Annotated in this window: 22 protein-coding genes; 8 read left to right on the plus strand and 14 right to left on the minus strand. The window is 62.6% G+C overall.

Going from position 1 to position 23,387, the window contains the following annotated elements; genetic code table 11:
• Nucleotides 1-198: 198 nt before the first annotated feature.
• The gene (locus GR167_RS09265; protein ID WP_370741274.1) at nucleotides 199-1,389 is read left to right on the plus strand and encodes a glycosyltransferase family 4 protein; all 1,191 of its coding nucleotides are present in this window, start codon (nucleotides 199-201) and stop codon (nucleotides 1,387-1,389) included.
• A 6-nt stretch (nucleotides 1,390-1,395) separates the two neighbouring features.
• On the opposite strand, the gene GR167_RS09270 is transcribed toward GR167_RS09265, so the two are convergent.
• From GR167_RS09270 to leuS, 5 genes are all read right to left on the minus strand, one after another.
• Entirely contained in the window at nucleotides 1,396-2,025 is a 630-nt protein-coding gene (locus GR167_RS09270; protein ID WP_370741275.1) for a sugar transferase, read from the minus strand.
• Nucleotides 2,026-3,237: 1,212 nt separating this feature from the next.
• Nucleotides 3,238-3,825 carry a glutathione S-transferase family protein gene (locus GR167_RS09275; protein ID WP_160973185.1) on the minus strand — a complete coding sequence of 196 codons (588 nt, stop codon included), beginning with the start codon at nucleotides 3,823-3,825 and terminating at the stop codon, nucleotides 3,238-3,240.
• Nucleotides 3,826-3,897: 72 nt separating this feature from the next.
• Entirely contained in the window at nucleotides 3,898-4,923 is a 1,026-nt protein-coding gene (holA, locus tag GR167_RS09280) for a DNA polymerase III subunit delta (protein WP_160973186.1), read from the minus strand.
• Entirely contained in the window at nucleotides 4,920-5,414 is a 495-nt protein-coding gene (lptE, locus tag GR167_RS09285; protein WP_160973187.1) for an LPS assembly lipoprotein LptE, read from the minus strand. Before lptE ends, holA begins: the two co-directional genes overlap by 4 nt.
• Nucleotides 5,401-7,956 (minus strand): leucine--tRNA ligase, encoded by a 2,556-nt coding sequence (leuS, locus tag GR167_RS09290; protein ID WP_160973188.1) that lies wholly within the window; start codon nucleotides 7,954-7,956, stop codon nucleotides 5,401-5,403. Before leuS ends, lptE begins: the two co-directional genes overlap by 14 nt.
• 147 nt (nucleotides 7,957-8,103) lie before the next feature.
• Between leuS and GR167_RS09295 the strand changes: the two genes are divergently transcribed.
• Complete coding sequence (locus tag GR167_RS09295; RefSeq protein ID WP_160973189.1) at nucleotides 8,104-9,363, plus strand: glycosyltransferase family 4 protein; 1,260 nt, start codon at nucleotides 8,104-8,106, stop codon at nucleotides 9,361-9,363.
• A gap of 60 nt (nucleotides 9,364-9,423) precedes the next feature.
• Here the strand turns inward: GR167_RS09295 and GR167_RS09300 are convergent, their stop codons facing one another.
• Nucleotides 9,424-9,936, minus strand: a complete 513-nt coding sequence (locus tag GR167_RS09300) for a DUF3576 domain-containing protein (protein ID WP_160973190.1) — start codon at nucleotides 9,934-9,936, stop codon at nucleotides 9,424-9,426.
• Nucleotides 9,937-10,222: 286 nt separating this feature from the next.
• Here GR167_RS09300 and GR167_RS09305 point away from each other — a divergent pair, with 286 nt between their 5' ends.
• Nucleotides 10,223-11,107 (plus strand): porin, encoded by an 885-nt coding sequence (locus GR167_RS09305; RefSeq protein ID WP_160973191.1) that lies wholly within the window; start codon nucleotides 10,223-10,225, stop codon nucleotides 11,105-11,107.
• A gap of 97 nt (nucleotides 11,108-11,204) precedes the next feature.
• Here the strand turns inward: GR167_RS09305 and GR167_RS09310 are convergent, their stop codons facing one another.
• Nucleotides 11,205-12,953 carry a tetratricopeptide repeat-containing sulfotransferase family protein gene (locus GR167_RS09310; protein WP_160973192.1) on the minus strand — a complete coding sequence of 583 codons (1,749 nt, stop codon included), beginning with the start codon at nucleotides 12,951-12,953 and terminating at the stop codon, nucleotides 11,205-11,207.
• A gap of 131 nt (nucleotides 12,954-13,084) precedes the next feature.
• On the opposite strand from GR167_RS09310, the gene GR167_RS09315 reads away from it, so the two are divergent.
• The gene (locus tag GR167_RS09315; protein WP_160973193.1) at nucleotides 13,085-13,738 is read left to right on the plus strand and encodes a YggS family pyridoxal phosphate-dependent enzyme; all 654 of its coding nucleotides are present in this window, start codon (nucleotides 13,085-13,087) and stop codon (nucleotides 13,736-13,738) included.
• 39 nt (nucleotides 13,739-13,777) lie between these two features.
• Here GR167_RS09315 and GR167_RS09320 read toward each other — a convergent pair whose 3' ends face one another.
• The 3 genes from GR167_RS09320 to GR167_RS09330 are packed head-to-tail and all read right to left on the minus strand — an operon-like array spanning nucleotide 13,778 to nucleotide 16,088.
• Complete coding sequence (locus GR167_RS09320) at nucleotides 13,778-14,902, minus strand: CaiB/BaiF CoA transferase family protein (RefSeq protein ID WP_160973194.1); 1,125 nt, start codon at nucleotides 14,900-14,902, stop codon at nucleotides 13,778-13,780.
• Nucleotides 14,902-15,558, minus strand: coding sequence for a DsbA family protein (locus GR167_RS09325; RefSeq protein WP_160973195.1), 657 nt, complete (start codon nucleotides 15,556-15,558; stop codon nucleotides 14,902-14,904). Before GR167_RS09325 ends, GR167_RS09320 begins: the two co-directional genes overlap by 1 nt.
• A 17-nt stretch (nucleotides 15,559-15,575) precedes the next feature.
• Nucleotides 15,576-16,088, minus strand: coding sequence for a DUF721 domain-containing protein (locus GR167_RS09330; RefSeq protein WP_160973196.1), 513 nt, complete (start codon nucleotides 16,086-16,088; stop codon nucleotides 15,576-15,578).
• A gap of 108 nt (nucleotides 16,089-16,196) precedes the next feature.
• On the opposite strand from GR167_RS09330, the gene mutY reads away from it, so the two are divergent.
• Nucleotides 16,197-17,258: an A/G-specific adenine glycosylase gene (gene mutY, locus GR167_RS09335; RefSeq protein WP_212769893.1), complete on the plus strand. Its 1,062-nt coding sequence runs from the start codon at nucleotides 16,197-16,199 to the stop codon at nucleotides 17,256-17,258.
• A gap of 39 nt (nucleotides 17,259-17,297) precedes the next feature.
• Nucleotides 17,298-18,434 carry an alkane 1-monooxygenase gene (locus GR167_RS09340; protein ID WP_160973197.1) on the plus strand — a complete coding sequence of 379 codons (1,137 nt, stop codon included), beginning with the start codon at nucleotides 17,298-17,300 and terminating at the stop codon, nucleotides 18,432-18,434.
• 294 nt (nucleotides 18,435-18,728) lie between these two features.
• Here GR167_RS09340 and GR167_RS09345 read toward each other — a convergent pair whose 3' ends face one another.
• The 3 genes from GR167_RS09345 to GR167_RS09355 form a co-directional block, all read right to left on the minus strand.
• The gene (locus GR167_RS09345; protein ID WP_160973399.1) at nucleotides 18,729-19,823 is read right to left on the minus strand and encodes a site-specific DNA-methyltransferase; all 1,095 of its coding nucleotides are present in this window, start codon (nucleotides 19,821-19,823) and stop codon (nucleotides 18,729-18,731) included.
• Between the two features lie 114 nt (nucleotides 19,824-19,937).
• Nucleotides 19,938-20,555, minus strand: a complete 618-nt coding sequence (gene rnhB, locus GR167_RS09350) for a ribonuclease HII (RefSeq protein ID WP_160973198.1) — start codon at nucleotides 20,553-20,555, stop codon at nucleotides 19,938-19,940.
• Nucleotides 20,556-20,596: 41 nt separating this feature from the next.
• Complete coding sequence (locus GR167_RS09355) at nucleotides 20,597-21,082, minus strand: hypothetical protein (protein ID WP_160973199.1); 486 nt, start codon at nucleotides 21,080-21,082, stop codon at nucleotides 20,597-20,599.
• 182 nt (nucleotides 21,083-21,264) lie between these two features.
• Here GR167_RS09355 and GR167_RS09360 point away from each other — a divergent pair, with 182 nt between their 5' ends.
• Together GR167_RS09360 and GR167_RS09365 are read left to right on the plus strand one after the other, a co-directional pair.
• Nucleotides 21,265-21,558 (plus strand): hypothetical protein, encoded by a 294-nt coding sequence (locus GR167_RS09360; RefSeq protein WP_160973200.1) that lies wholly within the window; start codon nucleotides 21,265-21,267, stop codon nucleotides 21,556-21,558.
• Nucleotides 21,530-22,234: a winged helix-turn-helix domain-containing protein gene (locus GR167_RS09365; RefSeq protein ID WP_160973201.1), complete on the plus strand. Its 705-nt coding sequence runs from the start codon at nucleotides 21,530-21,532 to the stop codon at nucleotides 22,232-22,234. The genes GR167_RS09360 and GR167_RS09365 overlap by 29 nt, the downstream gene beginning before the upstream one ends.
• Nucleotides 22,235-22,328: 94 nt before the next feature.
• Here GR167_RS09365 and GR167_RS09370 read toward each other — a convergent pair whose 3' ends face one another.
• Nucleotides 22,329-23,354, minus strand: a complete 1,026-nt coding sequence (locus GR167_RS09370) for a LacI family DNA-binding transcriptional regulator (protein ID WP_160973202.1) — start codon at nucleotides 23,352-23,354, stop codon at nucleotides 22,329-22,331.
• Between the last annotated feature and the right edge of the window lie 33 nt (nucleotides 23,355-23,387).

Raw genomic sequence — 23,387 nt, forward strand, 5'->3', positions numbered from 1 at the left:
AGCGCCTGTTCGTTCCCTCGGGCCCGATGTCACATTCTGACCCAGTTTCTTTCATATCTATTACGTGATCCGTTTATAGTCACGTTAGGGCAGAATGATGGCGTCGCAGCGGTTTTTCGGAAAAATTTCGCATTTTCCGCTGCTTTGCCGTCAGGATGATATCTACACTCGAATGACGGAACGTCGTAGAAAAGCCAGGTGATTTTGGACAGCCCCGCCACGATACGCCCCCTGAGGATCGCATATCTCTGCGATGCCGATCCGCGTGACCGGAACCTGTATTCGGGTGGGAACGCGCGGATTTTCGACGCGCTGAGTGGCCAGTTCGACGATATCCATATCATGCCGCTGAGCTGGGGATTGGCCGAACCGCTGCGCCGGCTGGTGCTGTCGATGCCCGAACCGATCATCCTGCGGGCCAAGTGGCGGCTGCATCTGCTGTTTTCCCGGGTGATTTCGCGGGCGGTGGCGAAGGAACTGAAGCGGCAACGCTTCGACGTTTTGTTCTGCGCCTACAGCCTGCATTCCCTGCACGGGCTGAAACCGCCCTATCCGATCATCACCGTGTTCACCTCGGACGCGACGCCGACGGTTTATAAGCATTCCGAGGTGGGGCAGGTGTTCGACAGTTTCTTCAGCCTGTCGCGCCGGTTCGACCCGCTGATCCGGCGGGCGGAATCCGAGGTGTTGCGCAACACCGACCTGCTGCTGTGGCCGTCGAAGTGGCTGAAGGCGGAAACCGAAAGCTGGTTCGGGCTCGATCCCTCGCATGGGCAGGTGGTGCCCTGGGGCGCGAATATTCCCGACCCCGGGACGGGCGGGACCGCGCCGCGGATCGGGGCGGGCCAGCCGGTGCGGATCCTGCTGGTGGGGCGCGATTGGTTCGCCAAGGGCGGCCCGGTCACCGTCGAGGCGGTGCAGCTGCTGCGCGACGCCGGCATCGATGCCCGGCTGACCGTTGTGGGCTGCACCCCGCCCGAAACCGGCCTGGGCGAGGCGCTGACCGTTTTCCCGTCGCTGGACAAATCGATCCCCGAGGAACTGGCCCTGTTCCAGGATCAGTACCGGCAGGCGCATTTCATGATGATGCCGTCCTTCGAATCCTACGGCTTCGCCTTCTGCGAAGCCTCGGCCTTCGGCCTGCCGTCGCTTTGCACCGATGTGGGCGGGGTGCCGGTATGCGACGGGGTGAACGGGTTCGCCCTGCCGCCCGATGCCAGGCCGCAGGATTTTGCCGATATCGTGCAGGACCTTATCGCGGCGCCGGAACGCTATGACGCGCTCAGGGCGTCGACCCGGCGCGAATACGAAAAGCGGCTGAACTGGGAAGCCTGGGCAAAAACGACCGCGGCCCTGATCGAGGCGGCGGTCGCTCAGCGCGGGGTATAGCGGCGGTTACCGGCCGGTTGCGGCCAGCACCACCGATACGGTCGCCAGGATCAGCTTGATATCGGTCGTCAGAGACTGGTCGCGGTGATAGGCAGTGTCGAAGCCGGCGCGTTCGCTGAAGCTGCTTTCGTTGCGGACCGAGGTCTGCCAGTAGCCGGTGATCCCCGGGCGCATGTCGTAATATTCGCTTCCGGGATACATCGCGCGCTGTTCGCACATCATCGGGCGCGGACCGACCAGCGACATTTCCCCCTTCGCCACGTTCCACAGTTGCGGCAGTTCGTCCAGCGAGGTGCGGCGGATGAAGCGGCCGAAACGGGTGATCCGGGGATCGTTGCTGAGCTTCTGGTCGCGGTCCCATTCGCGCCGCGCTTCGGGATTTTGCTGCAGGTGCTGTTCCAGCGCCTCTTCGGCGTTGTGGATCATGCTGCGCAGTTTCCACATGCGGAACACCCGGCCGTCGCGGCCGACGCGGTTCTGGGCGTAGAAGGGCGATTTGCCATCCAGCGCGACGCATGCGGCCAGTACGGCGACCACCAACAGGACGCTCGGGGCCATCAGGAACACCAGGACGAGGTCCAGGGCACGTTTGCCGATCGAGCGATACAGGCTGACCGGCGCGGTTTTGACCGACACGCGTGTGGGTGCTTTGACCGACACGCGTGTGGGTGCCGTATTCGCCGGAATCAACGTCGACATATCGATCCGGGCAGCGTCCATGGCTGCATTGACATGTATGTTCATCTCGCACCCTCCCCAGGGTCGTCAGAGCATCGGATGCGGTCTTGCCGTTTTCGGCAGAATGAATATTCCCACCCCGTTGCCGGGCAGTACGGCAACGAGCGACATGACCAATTTGTATTTCTGGACCGCGGGCAGTTAGGCAGCAGCTGCCCGGCAGCAAATCTTCCGGAGGCCAATCCGTAGCCGCCCCCGTTCCCGGAGGCTGTTTCACCCTCTTAATTCGAGTGAAGACTGGCGATAAATTTCAACGAATTTGAACCAATCGGTAAGGCTATTTATGCCCAGCAAACCGGTTTCAGTCAACGTGATCAGAGTATTTGCAACTCAGGGGATACCTTAGTCGGAAAGTACTATTTATCCTTAGATTGTACTATTTTACGGCGGGCCGGCAGGCCGCGGTTTCGCGGCTTTCAGGGCCATTTCGCGGCCTGTATCGCCCCCTTTTGGCCGCCCCTGGAACGGGTGAATGACCGAAAATTGACAGCCTTAACTTGGTTAATGTTGCCGGTTTGAAAACAATAAAGCTGCCGCAATAATTATTGGTAGAGCCAAGAATACAGTCGCGTTGCTTTAGGGTCGGGAAATTGTATGGCTGGGTATACGGGGGAAGGGGCGAAGTATTGACGGGAAATGTCAAAACGTCGTGGCGCGCCGAGCGGGGTGAAACGGCTTTCGCCGATCGGGCTAGGCCAATGGTGCAGCCTCAAGCACGACAAAATTGTGCCAAATTTCGGAAAAAAACAACTATAAGTCTATGAAAACCGGGAAACAGTGGCCTTAATTTCTCCCGATTGTCCGAAATGCGGGGCTGATTTTCTCGAAAGGTGATTCGAAAAACATCCAAAAGTGTAGATTTTGGGGCGGAAATCTGGCCTGATTCTCCCTGTTTCCGGCTATGTGGCGGAAGTGTGGCGACGACCCGGCAAATGTGGCGAAATCGGCCCAAATGTGGCGGCGGAGGCGGGTTCGCGCAGGACGCGCACGCGGTCAGGCCGAAGCGGGGGGGCGGATCGGGCAGATGGGGGTGAGGCTGCCCTTTGTCCGGGGCAAAGGCAGCCCGGGAGACCTGACCGCGTGGCGGCCCCCCGGGCGCTGGTGGGCCGGTCAGGATTTCCCGGTGGCCCGCTTATAAGCGTCGCGCGACCGCATCGCCTTGGCATAGGCGGTCAGCTTTTCGGGGGCGGCGGGGAATTTCGCCGCGAAGGCCCAGTTCAGGCAGTTGGTCAGGATGATGTCGGCGATGGTCATCTTGTCGCCCATCACGAAGGGGCCGACGAAACGATCGGCGATATGGCCGATATTGCGCTCGTATTCCCATTTCAGGCTGTCGATGACGGCGGGCACCCGGCGGTTTTCGGGGTGGATGATCTTGTGCCGTGTCGCCGTCCACAGCACCGCGTCCAGCTCGTCGATGATCTGATGGGTCACAGCATCCTGTTGCGCCCGTTCGATTGTGCCCGCCGGATAGGTCAGCTGCCCGTGCTTGTCGGCCAGATAGGTGACGATCGCGGTGGAATCGGTGATCACCTGACCGTCGACGCGCAGCGCGGGCACCTTGCCCGACGGGTTGCAATCCAGCGCCTCGGGCGAATGCGGCTTGGCGGGGATAAGGGTATAGGCTTCGCCCATTTCCTCCAGCATCCACAGCACCCTGAAGGCGCGGCTGGATGGATGTCCGATCACTTCATACATTTTGTTTCCTCCCTGTTGGGGATCAGCAGACCGTATCCGGGCCGCGAAATCCACCGGAACGCTTCGTTATAGTCAGCGCTTGGCCAGCATCGCCAGCCGGATCAGCATCCGTTCGACCAGGGCCATCGCCGGGGCGCGTTGCCCGGCGGACCGCAGTTGCAGGTCGGTGTCGGTCAGAAGCGTCAGCGCCGTTTCCAGCTTCGGCGCGCCCCAGGCCTGGGCCTGCCGGATCATCCGATCGCGGCGCGGGCCATAGATCGGCGGGCGCATCCGCGCCACGCCCTGCGCCGCGCCGCCAGGATCGGCGGCAGCTGCGTAAAGTGTGCGGAAATGTCGGGTGGCGTTGATGCACAGGCTGACCGCGTTGACGCCCTGCGCCTGCAGCTTGGTCAGCACCGGGCCGATTTCGCCCGCGCGCGCCTCGGCCACGATGTTGAGGATGTCGTCCAGCGCCGCTTCGGTCGTGGCGGGGGCGCAGGCGGCGACATCGTCGGAATTGGCGGGGCTGGAATCGTTCAGCTTGTACAGCGCCAGCTTTTCCAGCGTCTGGCGGAAATCGCCCGGCGACAATTCGCGCGACAGGTTGGTGAGGTCGGTCATCGCCTGCGGATCGACCTGGGTCAGGCCCGACCGGGCCAGTTCCGCCTCGATTTCCTCGCGGGTGGGCGGATCGTCGTAGAGCCCCACCGCATAGGCGTTGGGATGGCCCTCGAACAGCTTGCGCAGTTTCGAGGTGGCCTTGAGCTGCCCGGCGGTGACGATCACCTGTGCGTCGCCCGGCGCCCAGTCCTGCAGCGCGTTGGCGATGGCGGGGGCCACGGCGTCGGTCGCGGTTTCGACAAAGGCCACGCGCGGGCCGGGGAAGAAGCTGATCGACTTGACCGCGTCCAGCAGCATCGCCGGGTCCTTGCGCAGATCGCCCGCCGGAATGCGGGCCAGGCGCATTTCCTCTTCGCCATTGGGGCCAAGAAGAGCCTCGATCACCTCTTGCCGTTTCAGCGCCACCCGCATCGCGTCGGCGCTGTAGATCAGAAGGCCCGTGCGCGACGCATCGGGCTTGGCGAAATAGCGGTTGGCATCGCGGCCGGTCAGTTTCATGGCGTCAGGCCTGGCGAGGCTGCGATCAGCCGGGTCACGATCTGATCGGCCAGGATCTTCGCCAGCCGTTCATGCGCGTCGCGTTCGGCGGCCAGTGTTGCCACCGTGGTGCCGGTGGCGGAATAGCCGGTGAACTGTTCGACGCTGCCCTGGGTCATGACCAGGCCCGATCCCGCATCAGTCAGGGTGAATTGCGCCCGGCCCACCAGGTTGAAACGTGTAGTGATGTTGGTGGCCGAAATCGCCATCCGTTCTTCGCTGATGTCGAGCGTGTAGCCCAGCTGATAGCGGGTGACAGAAGGCCGCCCCAACCGGGTTTCGATTTCGCGCACCAGTATCTGTTCGTCGCGGGTTTCCGGCGCGTCCACCGCGATGGTGCCCAGCAGCGCGTTGCCTGATCCGCTCGGGGCGTAGACCGGCGCGAAGCCGCAGCCCGTCAGGGCCGCGGCGCCAAGCGTCAGAAGGAAATGTCTTCGGTCAGACAACCACATTCACGATCCGTCCCGGAACCACGATCAGCTTTTTCGGCTGGCCCCCGTCGAGGGCCTTTTGCACAGCTTCGTGTTCCAGAACCAGCTTTTCAACCTCTTCCTTCGGCATATCCTTGGCCACGCTGATTTCCGCGCGGCGCTTGCCGTTGATCTGGATCGGCATGGTGACGGTTTCGTCGACCATCAGCTTCTCGTCGGGAACCGGCCATGCGGCCTTCGCGATCAGGTCTTCGCCGCCCAGGATCTGCCAGCATTCCTCGGCCAGGTGCGGGGTCATCGGCGACATCAGCTGCGCCAGGGTTTTGGCCGCTTCTTTCTTCGCCGTCGCACCGGCGTTGGATTTCGCCAGGGTGTTGGTAAAGCCATAGAGCTTCGCGATCGAGGTGTTGAAGCCGAAACTGTCGATGCCGACGGTCACTTCGTGGATCGCCTTGTGCATCGCGCGCAGCAGCGCGTCGTCTTCCTTGGCGTTATCGGCGGCATCGCTGGCCGCGATTTCGGCGCAGATGCGATAGACGCGGGCCAGGTGCTTGCTGGCCGCTTCGGCGCCGCTCGCGGTCCATTCCACGTCGCGTTCCGGCGGGCTGTCGGACAGCACGAACCAGCGCGCGGTATCGGCGCCGTATTGTTCGATGATCTGCACCGGGTCGACGACGTTGTTCTTCGACTTCGACATCTTGGCCGAGGGGATGATTTCCACCTCGGTGCCGTCCTTCAGGAAGCCCTTGCCGTCGCGCAGGTCCACGTCTTCGGGGTAATGATAAACCGGACGGCCATCGGCGCCCTTGGTCTGGTAAATCGCGTGGGTCACCATGCCTTGGGTGAACAGCGCGTTGAACGGTTCCTTGGATTTCTCCGGCAGGTGGCCGCAGATGTGCATCGCCCGCGCGAAGAAGCGCGAATAGAGCAGGTGAAGGATCGCGTGTTCGATGCCGCCGATATACTGGTCGACATTCATCCAGTATTCGGCCTCGGCCGGATCGGTGGGCGTCTCGGCATGGGGCGCGGTGAAGCGGGCGTAATACCACGACGAATCGACGAAGGTGTCCATCGTGTCGGTTTCACGCAGGGCGTTGTCGCCGCATTTCGGGCAGGTGCAATGGCGCCAGGTAAGATGCCGGTCCAGCGGGTTGCCGGGCGTGTCGAAGCTGACATCGTCGGGCAGGGCGATCGGCAGGTTTTCCTTCCTCTCGGGCACCACGCCGCAAGTATCACAATGGACAACCGGGATCGGGCAGCCCCAGTAGCGTTGGCGCGACAGGCCCCAGTCGCGCAGGCGGAACTTGGTCACGCCTTGGCCGATGCCTTTCGATTCGCAGAAATCGACGGCGGCGTTCACCGCGTCTTCGCCTGTCTGGATTTCCTCGCCGGCGAAGCCTTTGGTGTAGCGCACCTTTTCGGATTTCAGCGGCACGTAGGCGGCGCCTTCGGGATAGTCGCCCTCGACCGGTTCAAAGGTCGGGGTGATCGGCAGGCCGTACTTGGTGGCGAAGTCGAAATCGCGTTCGTCATGTGCCGGGCAGCCGAAGACCGCGCCGGTGCCGTAATCCATCAGGATGAAGTTGGCGATGTAAACCGGCAGTTCCCAGCTGTCGTCGAACGGATGGCGCACTTTCAGCCCGGTGTCGAAGCCGAGCTTTTCGGCCTTTTCCAGCGCTTCCTCGGTGGTGCCGCCCTTGCGTGCCTCGGCGCAGAAGGCGGCGACGTCTTCGCGCTCGCGCTCCAGCGTCTTGGCCAGCGGGTGGTCGGGCGAAATGCCGACGAAGCTTGCGCCCATCAGGGTATCGGGGCGGGTGGTGTAAACCTCGACCCGGTCGGCGCCATGAGGGCCGTCGATCAGCGAGAAGGCGAATTGCAACCCGCGCGATTTGCCGATCCAGTTGGCCTGCATCAGCTTCACCTTGGCGGGCCAGTCATCCAGCCCATCGAGCGCGTCAAGCAGTTCCTCGGAGAAGTCCGAGATCTTGAAGAACCATTGCGTCAACTCGCGGCGTTCGACCTCGGCGCCCGAGCGCCAGCCCTTGCCGTCGATCACCTGTTCGTTGGCCAGCACGGTCATGTCGACCGGGTCCCAGTTCACCACCGCGTTCTTGCGATAGACCAGGCCCTTTTCGATGAAGTCGATGAACATCGATTGCTGCTGGCCGTAATATTCCGGGTCGCAGGTGGCGAACATGCGCGACCAGTCGAGCCCGAAGCCCAGCGGCTTCATCTGCGCGACCATCGTGTCGATGTTGGAATAGGTCCAGTCCTTGGGGTGACCGCCCGACGCCATCGCGGCGTTTTCGGCGGGCATCCCGAAGGCGTCGAAGCCCATCGGGTGCAGCACGTTATGGCCGGTGGAAATCTTGTAGCGCGCGATCACGTCGCCCATCGTGTAGTTGCGCACATGCCCGATATGGATGCGGCCCGACGGATAGGGGAACATTTCCAGCACGTAATATTTCGGCTTGTCCGCGCTGCGCACGGCTTTGAAGATTTCAGCCTTTTCCCAGGCCTCTTGCCACTTGCCTTCGATTTCGGCGGCCGAATAGCGGGTCATGTCGTATTCCTTGGCATTATGCATCGCGTCGTCGCTCAGGGTGATATGCGGGCTTTTTCTTGCGGTCCAGTGGGTAAAGGCAAAAATGCGGGTCTTTGCCGTGGCAAAAGGCGCGGTATAAAGGACAAAAGCATTGCAGGCGAGCAGATGAAGATCCTTTTCATTCACCAGAATTTTCCCGGCCAGTACAAGCATCTTGCCCCCGCGCTGGCGGCGGCCGGTCATCAATGCGTCGCCCTGACCCTGCGGGTGAAGGAACCCCAGACCTGGAAAGGGGTGCGGGTGCTGCCCTATGGCATCCGGCGCAAGCAGGGCAGCGGCACCCACCCCTGGGTTCTGGATTTCGACACCAAGGTGATCCGGGCCGAGGCCTGTTTCCACGCCGCCTGCGAATTGCGCGACCGCGGCTTCAGCCCCGATATCATCGTCGGGCATCCGGGCTGGGGCGAAACCATGTTCTTGCGTGATGTCTGGCCCGAGGCGCGGATCGGGCTCTATTACGAGCTCTATCACCTGTCCGATCCGGCCCATCTGGGATTCGATCCGGAATTCCAGGCCAAGACCGGCGAGACCGAAAAGCTGCGCATCCGGCTGAAGAACCTCAACAACCGGATACATTACAATGTCGGCGATATGGGGATCAGCCCGACCGAATTTCAGGCCGGGACCTTCCCGCCGGAATTCCGCGAAAAGATCAGCGTGATCCATGACGGGATCGACACCAACCACGTGGTGCCGAACCCCGACGTGGTGCTGGACCTGCCCGACGGGTCGCGGGTGACCCGCGAGGATGAGGTGATCACCTTCGTCAATCGCAACCTGGAGCCCTATCGCGGCTATCACATCTTCATGCGCGCGCTGCCGCGACTGCTGAAGGAACGGCCCAACGCCAAGGTGCTGATCGTCGGCGGCGACGAGGTCAGTTATGGGTCGAAGCCGCCCAAGGGGCAGACCTGGAAGCAGATTTTCATCGACGAGGTGCGTGGCCGAATCCCGACGCCGAACTGGGAAAGGGTGCATTTCCTGGGCCGCATTCCCTATGACACCTTTATCTCGCTGTTGCAGGTCAGCCGTGTGCATGTCTATCTGACCTATCCCTTCGTGCTCAGCTGGTCCTTGTTCGAAGCGATGAGCGCGGAGGCCGCCATCGTGGCCAGCGACACCGCGCCGCTGAAGGAAGCGATCCGGCACGGCGAAAACGGCCGGCTGGTGGATTTCTTCGACGGCGACGCCCTGGTCGATGAGGTTTGCGGCTTGCTGGAAGACGCCGAAATGCGCGCCGAGCTGGGCCGCAATGCGCGCCAGCACATCGTGCGCAATTACGACCTTCAATCCATCTGCCTGCCGCGCCAGATGGAATGGATCGGCAAGCTGGCGGATATGACCGCCGGGGTGGTCGGGGATTGAAAAAAGGCGCCGGGGTGCGGCGCCTTTTCTAATGCAATCTGAAATCCAACCGGTTGAGGATCAGTATTTTCCGGCCTTGATGCGCAGCTGGCGCGCGCGGGCCAGGATCGCATCCTCGACGGCGCGTTGGGTGTCGGCGCTGACCGGACCGCCGCCGCGGGTCTGCATCGCCACCACGAGCGAGCGCGCTTCCAGCGCCGGATCCTTGATATAGACGGTGGCGCGATAGGCCCGGCCGCCGCCCGGGGGCGTGCCGTATCCCATCACGATCACGCCGGTGAAGGGATCGACCGATTCCACCGGCAGGAAATTCAGCGTTTCGAGCGACGCATCCCAGATATAGCGGTTCACCGAAACCTGCAGGTCGCCGTTCTTCTTCTTGAAGACATCCCAGATGGAATTCGACGTGTCGGGGCGTTCAATCGGGTTCCCGATATTTTCGCGCTTATTATAGGCCTCGATATCGCCGGGAATCAGAGGGTCGCCCGGCGCGCGATTGCGATTGCCACAGGCGGTAACCGCGGCAAGCGCCATGCAGGCGATAATGATCTTTGAACTACGCTTGATGGTCATGCAGCCACCCGGTTTTTTCATTCGTATCCGTCCTACCGAAGGGGAGGAACAGGAGCAAGGGTTTTAGTCTTTTAAGCCCGGGCAGGGCGGCTTCCTCGCGGGATGTTCAGCTTCCTGTGCCGGGTGCAGCCCTGTCACTGTGGCAAAGCTGCATCATCTTCGGCGCGCTTTGCCGATAATCCGGCCGCATTGCTTGCAAACACACCCCGAAAAGAGCGAGAGAAACTGCATACCCAAATCGGATTCCCCGTTTTGGGGGCTTGATTGGAAAACCGAGGGAAAAACTATGAAAAAAGTTCTCTTCGCTACGACTGCTCTGGTCGCAACCGCTGGTGTTGCAGCAGCAGACGTTTCGTTCGGCGGCTACGGCCGTTTTGGTGCCTACTACCAGGAAAACGCAGCTGACGAAATCACTCTGGATTCGCGCTTCCGCCTGATCGTGACCGCAACCGCGGAAAGCGACAACGGCCTGAAGTTCGGTGCACAGACCCGCGTTCAGTTCGACGAAATGGAAGACTCGTACCAGGGCAACGGCGGCTTCAACCCCGTTCGTTTCTGGGTTTCGACCGGTGGTCTGGAAGTCTCCGTGAACCACGTTCAGGGCGCGATCGAATTCATGCCCGGCATGTATGACGGTTCGGTTGGTCTGACCGGCCTGGGCTATGCCAACGTTGTGTACAACTTCGGCGCCGACGCCTACACCTCGGGCAGCACCGGCCGTCAGGGTGTTGACGTTAAGTACTCGTCGGGTGCTTTCGGCGCTCACCTGTCGCACTCGTTCGACAACGCGTTCAACGGCAACGTTTCGAAAACCGCTCTGTACGTTTCGTACAGCATGAACAGCTACGAAATCGCTGCTGGCTTCCAGGACAGCGACGTTGCTGGCGACACCGAATGGGCCCTGACCGCATCGGGCAGCTTCGGCCCCGCAAAAGTGACCCTGCAGGTTGCTGACAACGATGGCGACATGAAGTACGGCCTGGCCGCTTCGGGCAAAATCGGCGCAGCCACCGAAATCCTGGGCTACGTCAACCACGACGAAGCCATCGACGACGAAAACTACGGTCTGGGCGTTTCGCACAGCCTGGGCGGTGGCACCTCGATCGTCGGCGGTGTTGCATCGCTGGCCGGCACCACCCGCGCCGACCTGGGTCTGAAGTTCAACTTCTGATCCCAGAAGTCAGAACGATCCAAAGAGGGGCAGGTCTTCGGACCTGCCCTTTCTTTTTGTCTGCGACTGATCGGGCAGAGGGACGATCCGCTTCGGGTCAGTCCTGCAATTCGGGCCAAAGGGCGGGGTCCAGCCCAGCGATGAACTCTGCCAGCATATCCTGATGTTTTTCCCAGCCGCCCAGCGAACGGGCATGCACGCCTTCGCGCACCTGCGCGGCGCTGGCTGTCAGGACCGGCGCGGTGTTCTTTTCCGGCAGCGCCATTTCGGGAAGCCAGTCGACTCCGCAGGTATTGGCCAGTTTCCGGCTCATCGCTTCGATATCGCGCACAAGCGCCCCGTACGGAACGTCGATCAGGCGATCCTGATACAGCCCGCCCCAGAAATCCATGTAGCGGCGGTACAGGTTTAACTGCGCCGCCATTGCCTTTTGATCGCAGGTAAAGGACATCGCCGGGCTGGAAAAAAAGGTGCGCCACATGGACAGGGCCACGTCGCGCGGATCGCGGGTGACGTGGAGGATGACCGCGTTCGGAAAGGCGGGCAGCAGGAAGCCGACATAGCGATAGTTCGCAGGCATCTTGTCGACGAAGGCGACCGTGTTTTCGGGCATCGGCGGCAGGGTCTTGCGGTAATCCTCGGCGAATTGCGCAGGGTCCAGGTCTTCCGGCGCGATATCCGCTTCGAGAAGATTACGGACGATGCGCCCTGCGGTGGCGAGTTCGCCGCAGCCGAAGATGCCGGGATGCGAGGTGATGATCTGTTCGGTCAGCGTGGTGCCTGAGCGCGGCAGGCCCAGGATGAAAATGGGCCGCGGCTCCGCAGGGTCGGCAGGATCGGGAAGCGATTGGAAAAGATCGGTGATCCGGTCGAATTCGCGTTCCGCCTCGGCGGTGTCGAAGGGGCGTTGTTTGGCCAGTGCCGCGTTGCCGGTCTTGAACCAGCGCGCGGCGTCCTCGCCCTTCCCCAGCTTGGTCAGCAACTGCGCTTTCGCTAGCGCCAGGAAGGGCAGGCCGGGCGCTGCCTTGGCGGTGTGCGACAGCGCGGCGTCCACCTCCGCCAGCAGGGCCTCCCTGTCCTGAGCCGGGGCGATCAGCGATAGGTCCATCATCGCCTCGGCATCCCCGGGGGCGGCCTCCAGCAACCGGCGATAGGCCGCGACGGCGTCGGATTGGCGGCCAAGTTCGTTGAGCAGAACCGCGCGCCGCTGCAGGGCGGCGAGATGCCGGGGATTGATCGACAGGGCGGTTTCGACCGCGCGCATCGCGTCATCCATGCGGTGCAGCCGGGTCAGGACCAGCGACATGTTGGTCAGCGTATCCGGAGCCTTAGGGTCCAGCCGCAGCGCCGCCTCGTAATCGCTCAGCGCCCCTTCTTCATCGCCATGATCCGCGCGCAGCATGCCGCGCAGGGTCAGCGCGCGGGCGTTGTTGGGGGTAAGGCTTAGGGCTTCGTCAAGCGCTGCCATCGCCGCGTCGGGATGCCCGGCATTCATCAGGGCCAGCGCCTTGAAATGCAGCACATTGGGGCGGTCGGGCCGTTTCGGCAGTATTTTCCCGATCAGCTCCAGCGCCTTTTTCGGCTGGCCGATGGAAATCAGCGCCTGGACGAGATTGTTTTGCGCATCCGGATTGTCCGGGTTCAGCCGCAGCGCCTTCTGAAACCAGGTGATGGCTTCGCGTTCGTTCCCCTGCTGCGCCAGGGCCGTGCCGGCGAGGTTGGCGAAAAAACTTTCCCGCGGATAGGACTTAGTCGCCGCCTTCGCCGCTTTGAAAGCTTGCTTGAATTGCCCCTGGTTCAGCAGGGCCAAGATCTTGTCGGCATCGGCGCGGGGGTTCAGGGCCATGATCGTCCTCGTGTTTTGCCGGACTATAGGCAGGCCAGATTGCGCCTTCAATGGCGCTTGCGCTTCTGCGGGGCGGGGTTTTCTTTTTCGGCGCAGTGGTGTTCTGTGCGGACAGGAACAAGAGGATTGCCATGTCTCTGAGTGAAATCAAAAACCGCATCGCCAAGGCCGAGAAAGACTCCGGCCGCGCCCCCGGCAGCGTCAAGCTGATCGCTGTTTCCAAGGTGCAGCCCAACGAGCGGGTCGAGGCGGTGCTGCAAGAGGGCCAGCGGCTGTTCGGCGAAAACAAGGTGCAGGAAGCGGCCGGGAAATGGCCCGATTTCCGCGAACAGTTCGACGGCGTCGAGGTGCATCTGATCGGGCCGCTGCAGACCAACAAGGCGCGCCAGGCGATGGAACTGTTCGAGGCGATCCATTCGTTGGACCGTCCGAAACTGGCCAAGACGCTGGCGCGGCTGGCGGAAGAACTGGGCCATTGCCCCGATCTGTTCATTCAGGTGAATACCGGCGAGGAAGAACAGAAGGCGGGCGTGATGCCGGGGGAGGCCGACGCCTTCATCGCCGAGTGCCGCGACCTGGGCCTGCCCGTTGTCGGGCTGATGTGCATTCCGCCGGTGGACGAGGAACCGTCGCTGCATTTCGCGTTGCTGGCCAAGATCGCCGAGCGCAACGGGCTCAAGGGCCTGTCGATGGGGATGAGCAGCGATTTCGAAAAAGCGATCGCCCAGGGCGCGACCCATGTACGGGTCGGGTCGGCCATCTTCGGCGAACGCGATTACGGTTGAGACGGCGAATTCCGGGGCGGACTTCGCCCCGGAACTGCGTCATTTTCCGCGCGCGTCATCCTCGCCGAGCTTGGGCGACGGGTGATCGAGCTTCAGCTCGGCATCCGAGAACCGGAACGGTGAGCGGATACCGGGCACCCCATCCAGTTCCACCTGCATCCCGCGTGCCTGCACATGCGGATCGGCAAACACTTCGGACATGTCGTTGATCGGCCCGGCCGGAATGCCGCGTTCCTCGCAGCCCGCCAGAAGCTCGGCCTTGCTGCGCTTGCGGGTTTCCCCCATCAGCAGATCGATCATCTTCGGCCGGTTGGCAACCCGGTCGGCGTTTTTCAAAAATTCCGGCGCCTCGGCCATCCAATCCAGCCCCAGCAACCCGCAAAGCCGCTGATACTGGGCGTCGTTGCCGGTGGCGATGATGATGTAGCCGTCGGCGCAGTCGAACACCTGGTAGGGCGTCAGGTTCGGGTGATAATTGCCGGTCCGGCCCGGCGGCGTGCCGGTGGACAGGTAATTCATGCCCTGGTTGGCGGTGACCGAAACGGCCACGTCCATCAGCGCCATGTCGATATGCTGGCCCCGCCCGGTGCGTTCGCGCTGGTAAAGCGCGGCCAGGATGCCCGCCACCGAATAGACGCCGGTGAAGATGTCCGTCACCGCCACGCCGACGCGCTGCGGCTGGCCGTCGGGATCGCCGGTGATCGACATCAGTCCCGACATGCCCTGAATGATGTAATCGTATCCGGCGCGGTGGGCATAGGGCCCGTCCTGACCGAAGCCGGTGATCGAGCAGTAGATCAGCCGCGGGTTCACTTCTTTCAGGCTGTCGTAGTCGAGCCCGTATTTCTTCAGCCCGCCCAGCTTGAAATTCTCGATCAGGATATCGGCGTCCTTGACCAGATCGCGCACCCGCTGCTGGCCCTCGGCCGTGCGGAAGTCGACGGTGATCGAATGCTTTCCGCGGTTGCAGGAATGGAAATAGGCGGCCGTCTTGTCGTCGCCCCGTTCGATGAAGGGCGGGCCCCATTGGCGGGTATCGTCGCCCGCCGGGCTTTCGACCTTGATGACGTCTGCGCCCAGGTCGGACAAGGTTTGACCGGCCCAGGGGCCGGCCAGGATACGTGCGAGCTCAACGACTTTGAGCCCCTCAAGCGGTGAGGTCATTACATTCCCAGTTCTTGGTCCAGAATCTTCTTCAGATCCTCATAGGACATATTGGAATACTTTTCACCGTTGATGATCAGGCTCGGCGTGCCGGTGATCCCGTCCGCGTCGGCATGTTCCTGCGACCAGGTGTAAAGCGTCTGCGCCTTGACGTTGTCCTTCAGGCAGACATCGAGCTGTTCCTTGGTCAGCCCGGCCACCAGCCCGATCTTGCGCAGGTTCTGTTCGATCGTGTTCAGGTTGCCCTTGCCGATCCAGCTGCGCTGATCGGCATAGATCAGATCGGCGATGCCGAAGAACCGGTTCGGATCGCAGCGCGCCACCATCGAGGCCCACAGGCCGGGTTTGTCGAAATAGACGTCGCGATAGATGAAGCGCACCTTGCCGGTGTTGACGTATTCCTGCTTCACCCGCTTCATCGGGCCGTTGTTGAAGTTGGCGCAATGCGGACAGGTGAAGGAAGCGTATTCGATCAGCGTGACCGGCGCGTCTTCGGCGCCCATCGTCATTTCGAGAACGCTCGAGGTATCCACCTTGGCGCCTTCCGCATAGGCGGCGCCCAGATCGCTCAGGCCCGAAGACCGGGGCAACAGCGACAGTGCGCCGGCGGAAAGGGTGGCGGCCCCGATGAGGCCCAAGGCGTATCTGCGGTTCATGTCGAACACCTTTCTTATTATCGTTTCGTCTTGGATAGAACGTTCTGTGCCAGCGCTTCAAGGGCGGCCCGCAAGGCCTGGTCCTCGGCGCCATGGGCGATTGCGGCTGCTTCGCGCCGGATTTCGGGATCGGGCCGCGCCGGTTCCGGCGCCGCTTTTTGCGCGTAGCTGAAATCGGCCTGACCTTCGGCAAAGCCGATGGGCGCGGTCTGGGTGATGCGAATGCGCGAAATCGCGCTGTAGCCATAGACGCTGTTGACCTTCTCGCGCAGCTGTTCCTTCTGCATCTCGACCATCGGGGCCTGGGCGCCGGTGGTCAGGATGGTCAGCGTCGCGCCAAATCCCTGGCGGCCATATTTGACCTCGACCGGGCGGGCGATCCCGGCCAGGTCCTCGCCGACGATTTCGGGCCAGTGGGTCAGCAGCCGGGTGACGGCGAACCCACGCGATTCCCCCGCCTTTCGAATCTGCTTTTGCAGAAGCGAGGCGGTGCGGGAAAATCCCTTCGTGGTGCTGCGTCTCGGGGTCATGGGTTGCATCCTGGTTTCGCGACCTATTCTAGTAGGGCGCGGGCAGGACGCCAGCGAATAGGACATGACAGGAAATAAAGTTTGCGTGACGCGGGAATGAATGGGGAAATGATCCGGGCCGAAGCCGGTGATCTGCTGGACTGGTACGATGTCCATGCGCGGGAAATGCCCTGGCGGGTGGGCCCGTCGGCGCGGCGCGACGGTATCCGTCCCGATCCCTACCGCGTCTGGCTGTCCGAGGTGATGCTGCAACAGACCACCGTGGCGGCGGTCCGGGATTATTTCCACCGTTTCACCGCGCGCTGGCCCACGGTCGCGGACCTGGCCGCGGCGGCGGACGAGGACGTGATGGGTGAATGGGCCGGGCTTGGTTACTACGCCCGCGCCCGCAACCTGCTGAAATGCGCCCGGGCGGTGGTGGCCGATCATGGCGGCGTGTTCCCGGCGACGCGCGAGGGGCTGCTGTCCCTGCCGGGCATCGGCCCCTACACGGCCTCGGCGATCTCCGCCATTGCCTATGACCTGCCCGAAACCGTGGTGGACGGCAATGTCGAACGGGTGATGGCGCGGCTGCACGACCTGCACGTGCCGCTGCCCACCGCCAAGCCCGAACTGACCGAAATGGCCGCCCGCCTGACGCCCGACGCGCGGCCCGGCGATTACGCCCAGGCGGTGATGGATCTGGGCGCCACGATCTGCACCCCGAAATCGCCCGCTTGCGGCATCTGCCCCTGGCGCGACCCCTGCGTGGCGCGCAGCAACGGCACCGCGCCGGAACTGCCGAAGAAACTTCCGAAGAAACCAAAACCGATCCGGCTGGGCATCGCCTATGTCGGGCGGCGCGCCGACGGCGCCTTCCTGCTGCAGCGTCGTCCCGACAAGGGGCTGCTGGGCGGCATGCTGGGCTGGCCCGGATCGGACTGGGCCGAAACCGTGCCGCAAGACACCCCGCCGGTCGCCGCCCAGTGGCGCGACGCAGGCGCGGAGGCGCGCCACACCTTCACCCATTTCCACCTGCGGCTGGCGATCCGGGTGGCGGACCTGCCGATGGGGGCCGAACCGGATACCGGCGAATTCCTCGGCCCGGATCGGTTCCGCCCGTCGGACCTGCCGACGGTGATGCGAAAGGCGTTTGACCTCGCCCGCGCTTCGTTCAAAGATGGCTTCTGACGCGCGAAACCCTGTTTTGATCGGGAAGGACATGCCCGGATGATCGCCGCCGAAAACCTGAGCCGTTTCCGCAATGCCCTGCCATTCTGGCTGTCGCTGAGCCTGGTGCCGGTGGCCGTGTTCAGCGCCGGCATGGGCGGATACTGGGCCATCCTTCTGCCGCTCTGGGCCTGGTGGCTGTTCACGCTGCTGGACGCGGTGCTGGGGCTGAACTTGGAAAACGCCGATCCACAGACGCCCGATGCCGATCTGTTCTGGTACCGGCTGATCACGCTGATCTGGTTCCCGGTGCAATTCGCGGTGATCTACGGGATGATCTTCTATGCCACCCGTGCGGACCATCTTGGATGGACCGAAAAGCTGGTGCTGTTCTTCGGGGTCGGGGTGATTTCCGGCACGGTGGGTATCGTCTACAGCCACGAACTGATGCATCAGAAGAACCGTTTCGAACGCTGGCTGGCGGACCTTTTGCTGGCCTCGGTGCTCTATTCGCATTTCCGTTCCGAACACCTGCTGGTGCATCACCGCCATGTCGGCACCCCGCGCGACGCGGTGACGGCGCGCTATAACGAAGGGTTCCACCGGTTCTTTATCCGGGTGCTGCGGGACTGCCCGGGATCGGCCTGGGCGGCGGAAAAGGCGATGCTGGCGCGGCGCAAGCTGCCCGTTCTGCACCGCTCGAACCCGTTCTGGCGCTACGGCGCGCTGCAACTGGCGGCGATCTTGCTGGCGCTGGCGGTCGGCGGCTGGGAAGGGGTGGTTCTGTTCGCGGTGCAGGCTTTCAGCGCCATCTGGCAGCTGGAGCTGACCAATTACGTCGAACATTACGGGCTGACCCGCAAACATCTGGGCGACGGCAAATACGAACATGTCAAACCGCATCACAGCTGGAACGCGGCGCATAAGGCGACCAACTGGCTGCTGATCAACCTGCAGCGCCATTCGGACCACCATTACAAACCCGACCGGCGCTTTCCGCTGCTGCAGAATTACGCGGAAACAGAGGCGCCGCAATTGCCCTACGGCTATCCTCTGATGGCGCTGATCGCGATGGTCCCACCGCTGTGGCGGCGCCGGATGAACCCGAAGGTGCGAGACTGGCGGCGGACCTTCTATCCCGAGATCGAGGACTGGGCCCCCTACAAGGCCGGCACCCTGCCGCTGCCGCGGCTCTGACCGGGAGGTTGCCAGATTGTCTGCGCCAGGGCGCAGTCATGATATGTCACGAATTCGCCTGCGCCGAATTCGCTCCGGTTTTGCCTCCGGCGGGAGTATTTGGACCAAGAAGAAACAAGGAATGGCCCTGCGTTTCCTCTGTTTAAAAATATCCCGGGGGGAGTCGTGGCTTGCCACGATGGGGGCAGCGCCCCCCTGACCCACCAAGAAAAAAGCCCCGCCGGAAGGGCGGGGCAAGTGAGTGCCATGCGTCAGGTCACAGGCACCGGCGGTAACTTTTGATTTCGGAATGCCTCAGTGGCCCATTTCCGACCGGATCTGCTGGCGCAGCAGGTCGATGGGCACTTCCTTGTCGTCGCGCTTGATGCTCCAGTAGGTCCAGCCGTTGCAGCTGGGCGCGCCTTCCAGCGCCGCGCCGACCTGGTGGATCGAGCCGCGGGTTTCGCCGGAGATCAGCGTGCCGTCGGCGCGCACCTTGGCGGTCTTACCGCGCGGATTGACCAGGGTTTCGCCCGGGCGCAGCATGCCGCGTTCGACCAGCTGGCCGAAGGGGATGCGCGGCTGGGCGCGTTTGCTGGCGGTCACCTGCAGCGCGTCGCGGTCGTATTTACGCGTCGCCGCCAGGCGTTTTTCGGCCACCTTGCGGTAAGCTTCCTCGCGTTCGATGCCGATGAAATCGCGGCCCAGCATCTTGGCCACGGCGCCGGTGGTGCCGGTGCCGAAGAACGGATCCAGGATGACGTCGCCCGGGTTGGTGGTGCCCAGGATCACCCGGTGCAGCAGAGATTCGGGTTTCTGCGTCGGATGCGCCTTTTCGCCGTCCTCGTTCTTCAGCCGCTCGCCGCCATTGCAGATCGGCAGCACCCAGTCGGACCGCATCTGGATGCCTTCGTTCAGCGCCTTCAGCGCCTCGTAGTTGAAGGTGTACTTGGCGCCTTCCGATTTCGACGCCCAGATCAGCGTTTCATGCGCGTTGGTGAAGCGCTTGCCGCGGAAATTCGGCATCGGGTTGGATTTGCGCCAGACCACGTCGTTGAGAATCCAGAAACCCTGGTTCTGCAGCTCGGCGCCCATGCGGTAAACGTTGTGATAGGATCCGATCACCCAGATCGCGCCATTGGGTTTCAGGATGCGGCGCGCGGCGGCCAGCCAGTCGCGGGTAAACTGATCATAAGCGGCGAAGGACGAAAACTGGTCCCAGTGATCGTCGACCGCGTCCACCTTGGAATTGTCGGGGCGGTGCAAATCGCCCTTCAGCTGCAGGTTATAGGGGGGATCCGCGAAGATCAGATCGATCGAGTTCTCGGGAAGACTGTTCATCCTCTCGATACAGTCGCCATCAAGAATCGCGTTTAGAGGGAGCGCTGGCGCGCCCTTTTCATTGTTCATCGGTTTCATTCTCTGCCTCAATACCCGGCGCATTTTTGCGCTCTGTGGTTGGGGACAAAGATGAGTCAAACCGGATTCCGGGTCAATTTCTTTTTTGAATCAGAGGGTTACGATTTACTCTTGATACAAGATATTGTGTACCGGCTTGAAGGAACGCCTATGATGTGGGGTCACGCCCAGATTTCGCAGCGCATCGGTATGCGCTTTGGTCGGATATCCGGCGTTTGTTTCCCATCCATAACCGGGGAACTGTTGCGCCAAATCCCACATCACCTGATCGCGCCTTATTTTCGCCGCAATTGAGGCCGCCGCGATCGACAGCGACAGCGCGTCGCCCTTGACCACCGCGCGCGACGGCAGGCTCAGACCCCGGGGGATCATGTTGCCATCGATCAGGGCGAAATCGGGCGGCACCTTCAGCCCCTCCAGCGCGCGGACCATGGCGATATGGCTGGCGCGGAGGATGTTGTGCTGATCGATCTCCTCGACCGTGGCATGGGCGACCGATATGTCGGCCCGTTCCAGCAGTTGTTCCAGCAGCGCCTGCCGTTTCTTCGCGGTCAGCTTCTTGGAATCGTTCAGCCCCACGGGGATTTGCGCGGGGTCCAGCACCACGGCGGCGGCGGTCACCGGCCCGGCCAGCGGCCCGCGCCCGACCTCGTCAACGCCGGCAACGCGCAGGTATCCCTGCGCGTGCGCCTCTTGTTCGATCGTGTAATCCGGTTTGCTCATGGCTTGGTGAAAGCCTGTTGCAATGGGATTTGCAAGCGCGATTAGTTGCGGGCGATCTCGAAGCCGTTCCGTTTCAGGCAGGGGATCGAATAGCCGCGGCGCTTGTGATCGGCTCCCTTGCCGACGGTGATCCGGCATTGTTGCGGCAGGTCGCGGGCCTGGGAATAGTTTTGCCGCAGGCAGCGCCCGTCGAGGAAACGCTGACGCCCCTGATCGGTCCAGACCGAAGACCGGCAATAGCCGGGCAGCGGGGCGTTGTAGGCGTGGCGCTGCCGGTGCTGGTATTCGTGACGGCGATCACCGTCATACGGGCGGGTGTATTCCGGGCGGGTGTAATCGTAGTTGCGGCTTTGCGGTGCGGCGGCGCGCGCCGGTTTGTCGTTGATCGCCTTACCGATGATGAAAAGCGCAGTGGCACCAGCCAGCAGTTTGACCAGGTCATCCTCCCCGGCCCGCGCCGGGGCGGCGGAAATCGAGGTCACGGCAAGAGAGGCGGCAAGGACGGTTGCGATGAATTTGCGGGACATGGGGCAGTTCCTTTGCTGTATCATGTTGCATGCGCATCGGGCGGGAAGGCCGCGATGGTTGTGCCGCCACGATCGGGCCGGGGCCGCAAGACAGGCAATAACGCTTGGCTGTTATCGGATAACACCACGCGCAAACCCCTTTGGTTATTGAATAACGCCGCCACGGGGCGCATGTTGGCGGCATGAAACAGATCGTCTTTACATCCCTGATCGCATTGGGCTTTGCCCTCGCCGCCCCGGTGCAGGCGCGGGCGGAATGCTATGCCGATTACAAGGCCAAGCAGGACGCGCCGCTGCGGCTGCATTATGGCGTGGCGCAGATCCGCGGCGACTGCAGCAAATCCGCCGCCAAGGCCGAACTGAAGCCGAGGCTGGCCGCCGAGGGCTGGACCCTGCTGAACGTGTTGTCGGTCTTCGGGGCCGAAGGGCTGGAGGAAAGGAAAGGCAGTGCCGGACAATACTTCCTCCGCTACTGAGATACGCCGCTCGGGCAGCCGGGTCGTCACCCTGGGTATCGCCGCCATCGTCGGGCTTCTGCTGGCGGCGGCGGTTTTGCTGTTCTTCACCCTGCCGGACGCCAATGCGTTCAACGCGCGGGTGGAACGGATTTTCGTTGAGAACGACGACCTGACCACGGCCGCCGAAATCAAGCTGCTGGAGATTCTGGCGCAATCGGGTACCGCTTTTGCCGATACGCTCACCAGCTACCGGATGGTGATCTTCGTGTTGCTGATCTTCGCCACCGCGATGCTGATCGCCGCCCTGGTGTTCCTGGTCATGCTGGTGGGCATGAACCGGCGCATGGCGCAGATCGAACAGGCCGGGATTCAGGTGTCGTCGCTGCTGATCAGCCGCGATGAGAACACGGTCTATCTCAACAACATGGGCTTCAAGCTGACCGCCGCCGCGATGGAAACCCTGTCGGTGCTGGCCGAGGCGCGGATGGACGAGGACGTGCTGTCGGGCGCCGAGATCGAAGCGATGGTATCGGGCCGCGACAGCGCCGATTGCGAGGAAGCGGCGGGCGCGACGCGGATCAAGCGGCTGCGCGACACGCTGGGTAACCAGATGGTCAGCGAGCTTCTGGTCAAGAACATCACGCGCAAGGGTTACATGCTGGCGGTCGACAAGGACGTGATCCGGATGATCTAACCGCGCTCCCGCGGGATTCGCTCATCCGTTTCTTCTTGGTCCAAATACTCCCGCCGGAGGCATCCCCGGCCGCCGCAAAACGCAGGCCGCGCTGTCAGCCGCGCCGCAGCGTATCGCCATAGCTGATCGTCGGGGTCAGCTCGATCCGTTCCTCGATCTCCACGTTGGGGTCCTCGGTCCGCGCCACGATGATCTCGGCGGCGCGGCGGCCGATTTCCGACCGGCAGGCATCCATCGTCGCCAGCTTCATCGGCAGCCCTTGCAGCAATTCGACCCCGTTGAACCCGGCCAACCCGATCTGCGTCGGGATGTCATAGCCCTTTTCGATCAGGTAAAGCAGCCCGCCCGCGCCGATCATGTCGTTGGAGTAATACAGGAAATCCAGGTCCGGGGTGCGTTCCAGCATGGCTTGCGTCATTTCACGCCCCTTGGCCAGCGCCGATCCGCCGGAATAAAACTCGTGATCGGCCACTTCGATGCCGCCCTTGGCCAGCGCCTGGGTCATGCCCTCGAACCGTTTGCGGGCGCGGTGATCCAGCGGCATCTTGGTGCCCATGAAACCGATCCGCTTGTAGCCGGCCTTCAGGATCGCCTCGCCGATCTCCTTTCCCGCGCGGCGGTGCGAAATGCCCACCACCGCGTCGACCGGATCGCCGTCTGTATCCATGATCTCGACCACCGGGATACCGGCGGCGCGCAGCATGGCGCGCGACGCCTCGGAATGTTCCAGCCCGGCGATGATCACCCCCGAGGGCCGCCAGGACAGCATTTCGTAAAGAACCTTCTCTTCCTTCTCGGGAAGGTAATCGGTGATGCCCACGACCGGTTGCAGCTCGGTGTTTTCCAGCACCTTGTTGATGCCGGTCATCACCTCGGGGAACACCATGTTGGACATCGACGGGATGATCACCGCGACCAGGTTCACCCGCTGGCTGGCCAGCGCGCCGGCAATCTTGTTGGGCACGTAGCCCAGTTGCTTGGCCGCCCGCAGCACCTTTTCCCGCGTCGCCTGCGATACGTCGCTGCGGTTGCGCAACACGCGGCTGACGGTCATTTCCGAAACGCCCGACGCTTCGGAAACATCGCGCAGGGTCAGGGGGCGGGGGGGCGTGCGGCTCAAATCCGGTGTCCTGAAATGGGAAAGAATGTCTAA

The organism is Thalassovita mangrovi, assembly GCF_009857745.1.
GTDB lineage: Bacteria > Pseudomonadota > Alphaproteobacteria > Rhodobacterales > Rhodobacteraceae > Thalassobius > Thalassobius mangrovi.

What these genes read in the sequence shown, in the direction of transcription:
- GR167_RS09275 (WP_160973185.1), bottom strand. Translation starts at nt 3,825, where the DNA reads ATGTATGAAGTGATCGGACATCCATCCAGCCGCGCCTTCAGGGTGCTG.
- holA (WP_160973186.1), bottom strand. Translation starts at nt 4,923, where the DNA reads ATGAAACTGACCGGCCGCGATGCCAACCGCTATTTCGCCAAGCCCGAT.
- lptE (WP_160973187.1), bottom strand. Translation starts at nt 5,414, where the DNA reads ATGTGGTTGTCTGACCGAAGACATTTCCTTCTGACGCTTGGCGCCGCG.
- leuS (WP_160973188.1), bottom strand. Translation starts at nt 7,956, where the DNA reads ATGACCCGCTATTCGGCCGCCGAAATCGAAGGCAAGTGGCAAGAGGCC.
- GR167_RS09295 (WP_160973189.1), top strand. Translation starts at nt 8,104, where the DNA reads ATGAAGATCCTTTTCATTCACCAGAATTTTCCCGGCCAGTACAAGCAT.
- GR167_RS09300 (WP_160973190.1), bottom strand. Translation starts at nt 9,936, where the DNA reads ATGACCATCAAGCGTAGTTCAAAGATCATTATCGCCTGCATGGCGCTT.
- GR167_RS09305 (WP_160973191.1), top strand. Translation starts at nt 10,223, where the DNA reads ATGAAAAAAGTTCTCTTCGCTACGACTGCTCTGGTCGCAACCGCTGGT.
- GR167_RS09310 (WP_160973192.1), bottom strand. Translation starts at nt 12,953, where the DNA reads ATGGCCCTGAACCCCCGCGCCGATGCCGACAAGATCTTGGCCCTGCTG.
- GR167_RS09315 (WP_160973193.1), top strand. Translation starts at nt 13,085, where the DNA reads ATGTCTCTGAGTGAAATCAAAAACCGCATCGCCAAGGCCGAGAAAGAC.
- GR167_RS09320 (WP_160973194.1), bottom strand. Translation starts at nt 14,902, where the DNA reads ATGACCTCACCGCTTGAGGGGCTCAAAGTCGTTGAGCTCGCACGTATC.
- GR167_RS09325 (WP_160973195.1), bottom strand. Translation starts at nt 15,558, where the DNA reads ATGAACCGCAGATACGCCTTGGGCCTCATCGGGGCCGCCACCCTTTCC.
- GR167_RS09330 (WP_160973196.1), bottom strand. Translation starts at nt 16,088, where the DNA reads ATGACCCCGAGACGCAGCACCACGAAGGGATTTTCCCGCACCGCCTCG.
- mutY (WP_212769893.1), top strand. Translation starts at nt 16,197, where the DNA reads ATGATCCGGGCCGAAGCCGGTGATCTGCTGGACTGGTACGATGTCCAT.
- GR167_RS09340 (WP_160973197.1), top strand. Translation starts at nt 17,298, where the DNA reads ATGATCGCCGCCGAAAACCTGAGCCGTTTCCGCAATGCCCTGCCATTC.
- GR167_RS09345 (WP_160973399.1), bottom strand. Translation starts at nt 19,823, where the DNA reads ATGAACAATGAAAAGGGCGCGCCAGCGCTCCCTCTAAACGCGATTCTT.
- rnhB (WP_160973198.1), bottom strand. Translation starts at nt 20,555, where the DNA reads ATGAGCAAACCGGATTACACGATCGAACAAGAGGCGCACGCGCAGGGA.
- GR167_RS09355 (WP_160973199.1), bottom strand. Translation starts at nt 21,082, where the DNA reads ATGTCCCGCAAATTCATCGCAACCGTCCTTGCCGCCTCTCTTGCCGTG.
- GR167_RS09360 (WP_160973200.1), top strand. Translation starts at nt 21,265, where the DNA reads ATGAAACAGATCGTCTTTACATCCCTGATCGCATTGGGCTTTGCCCTC.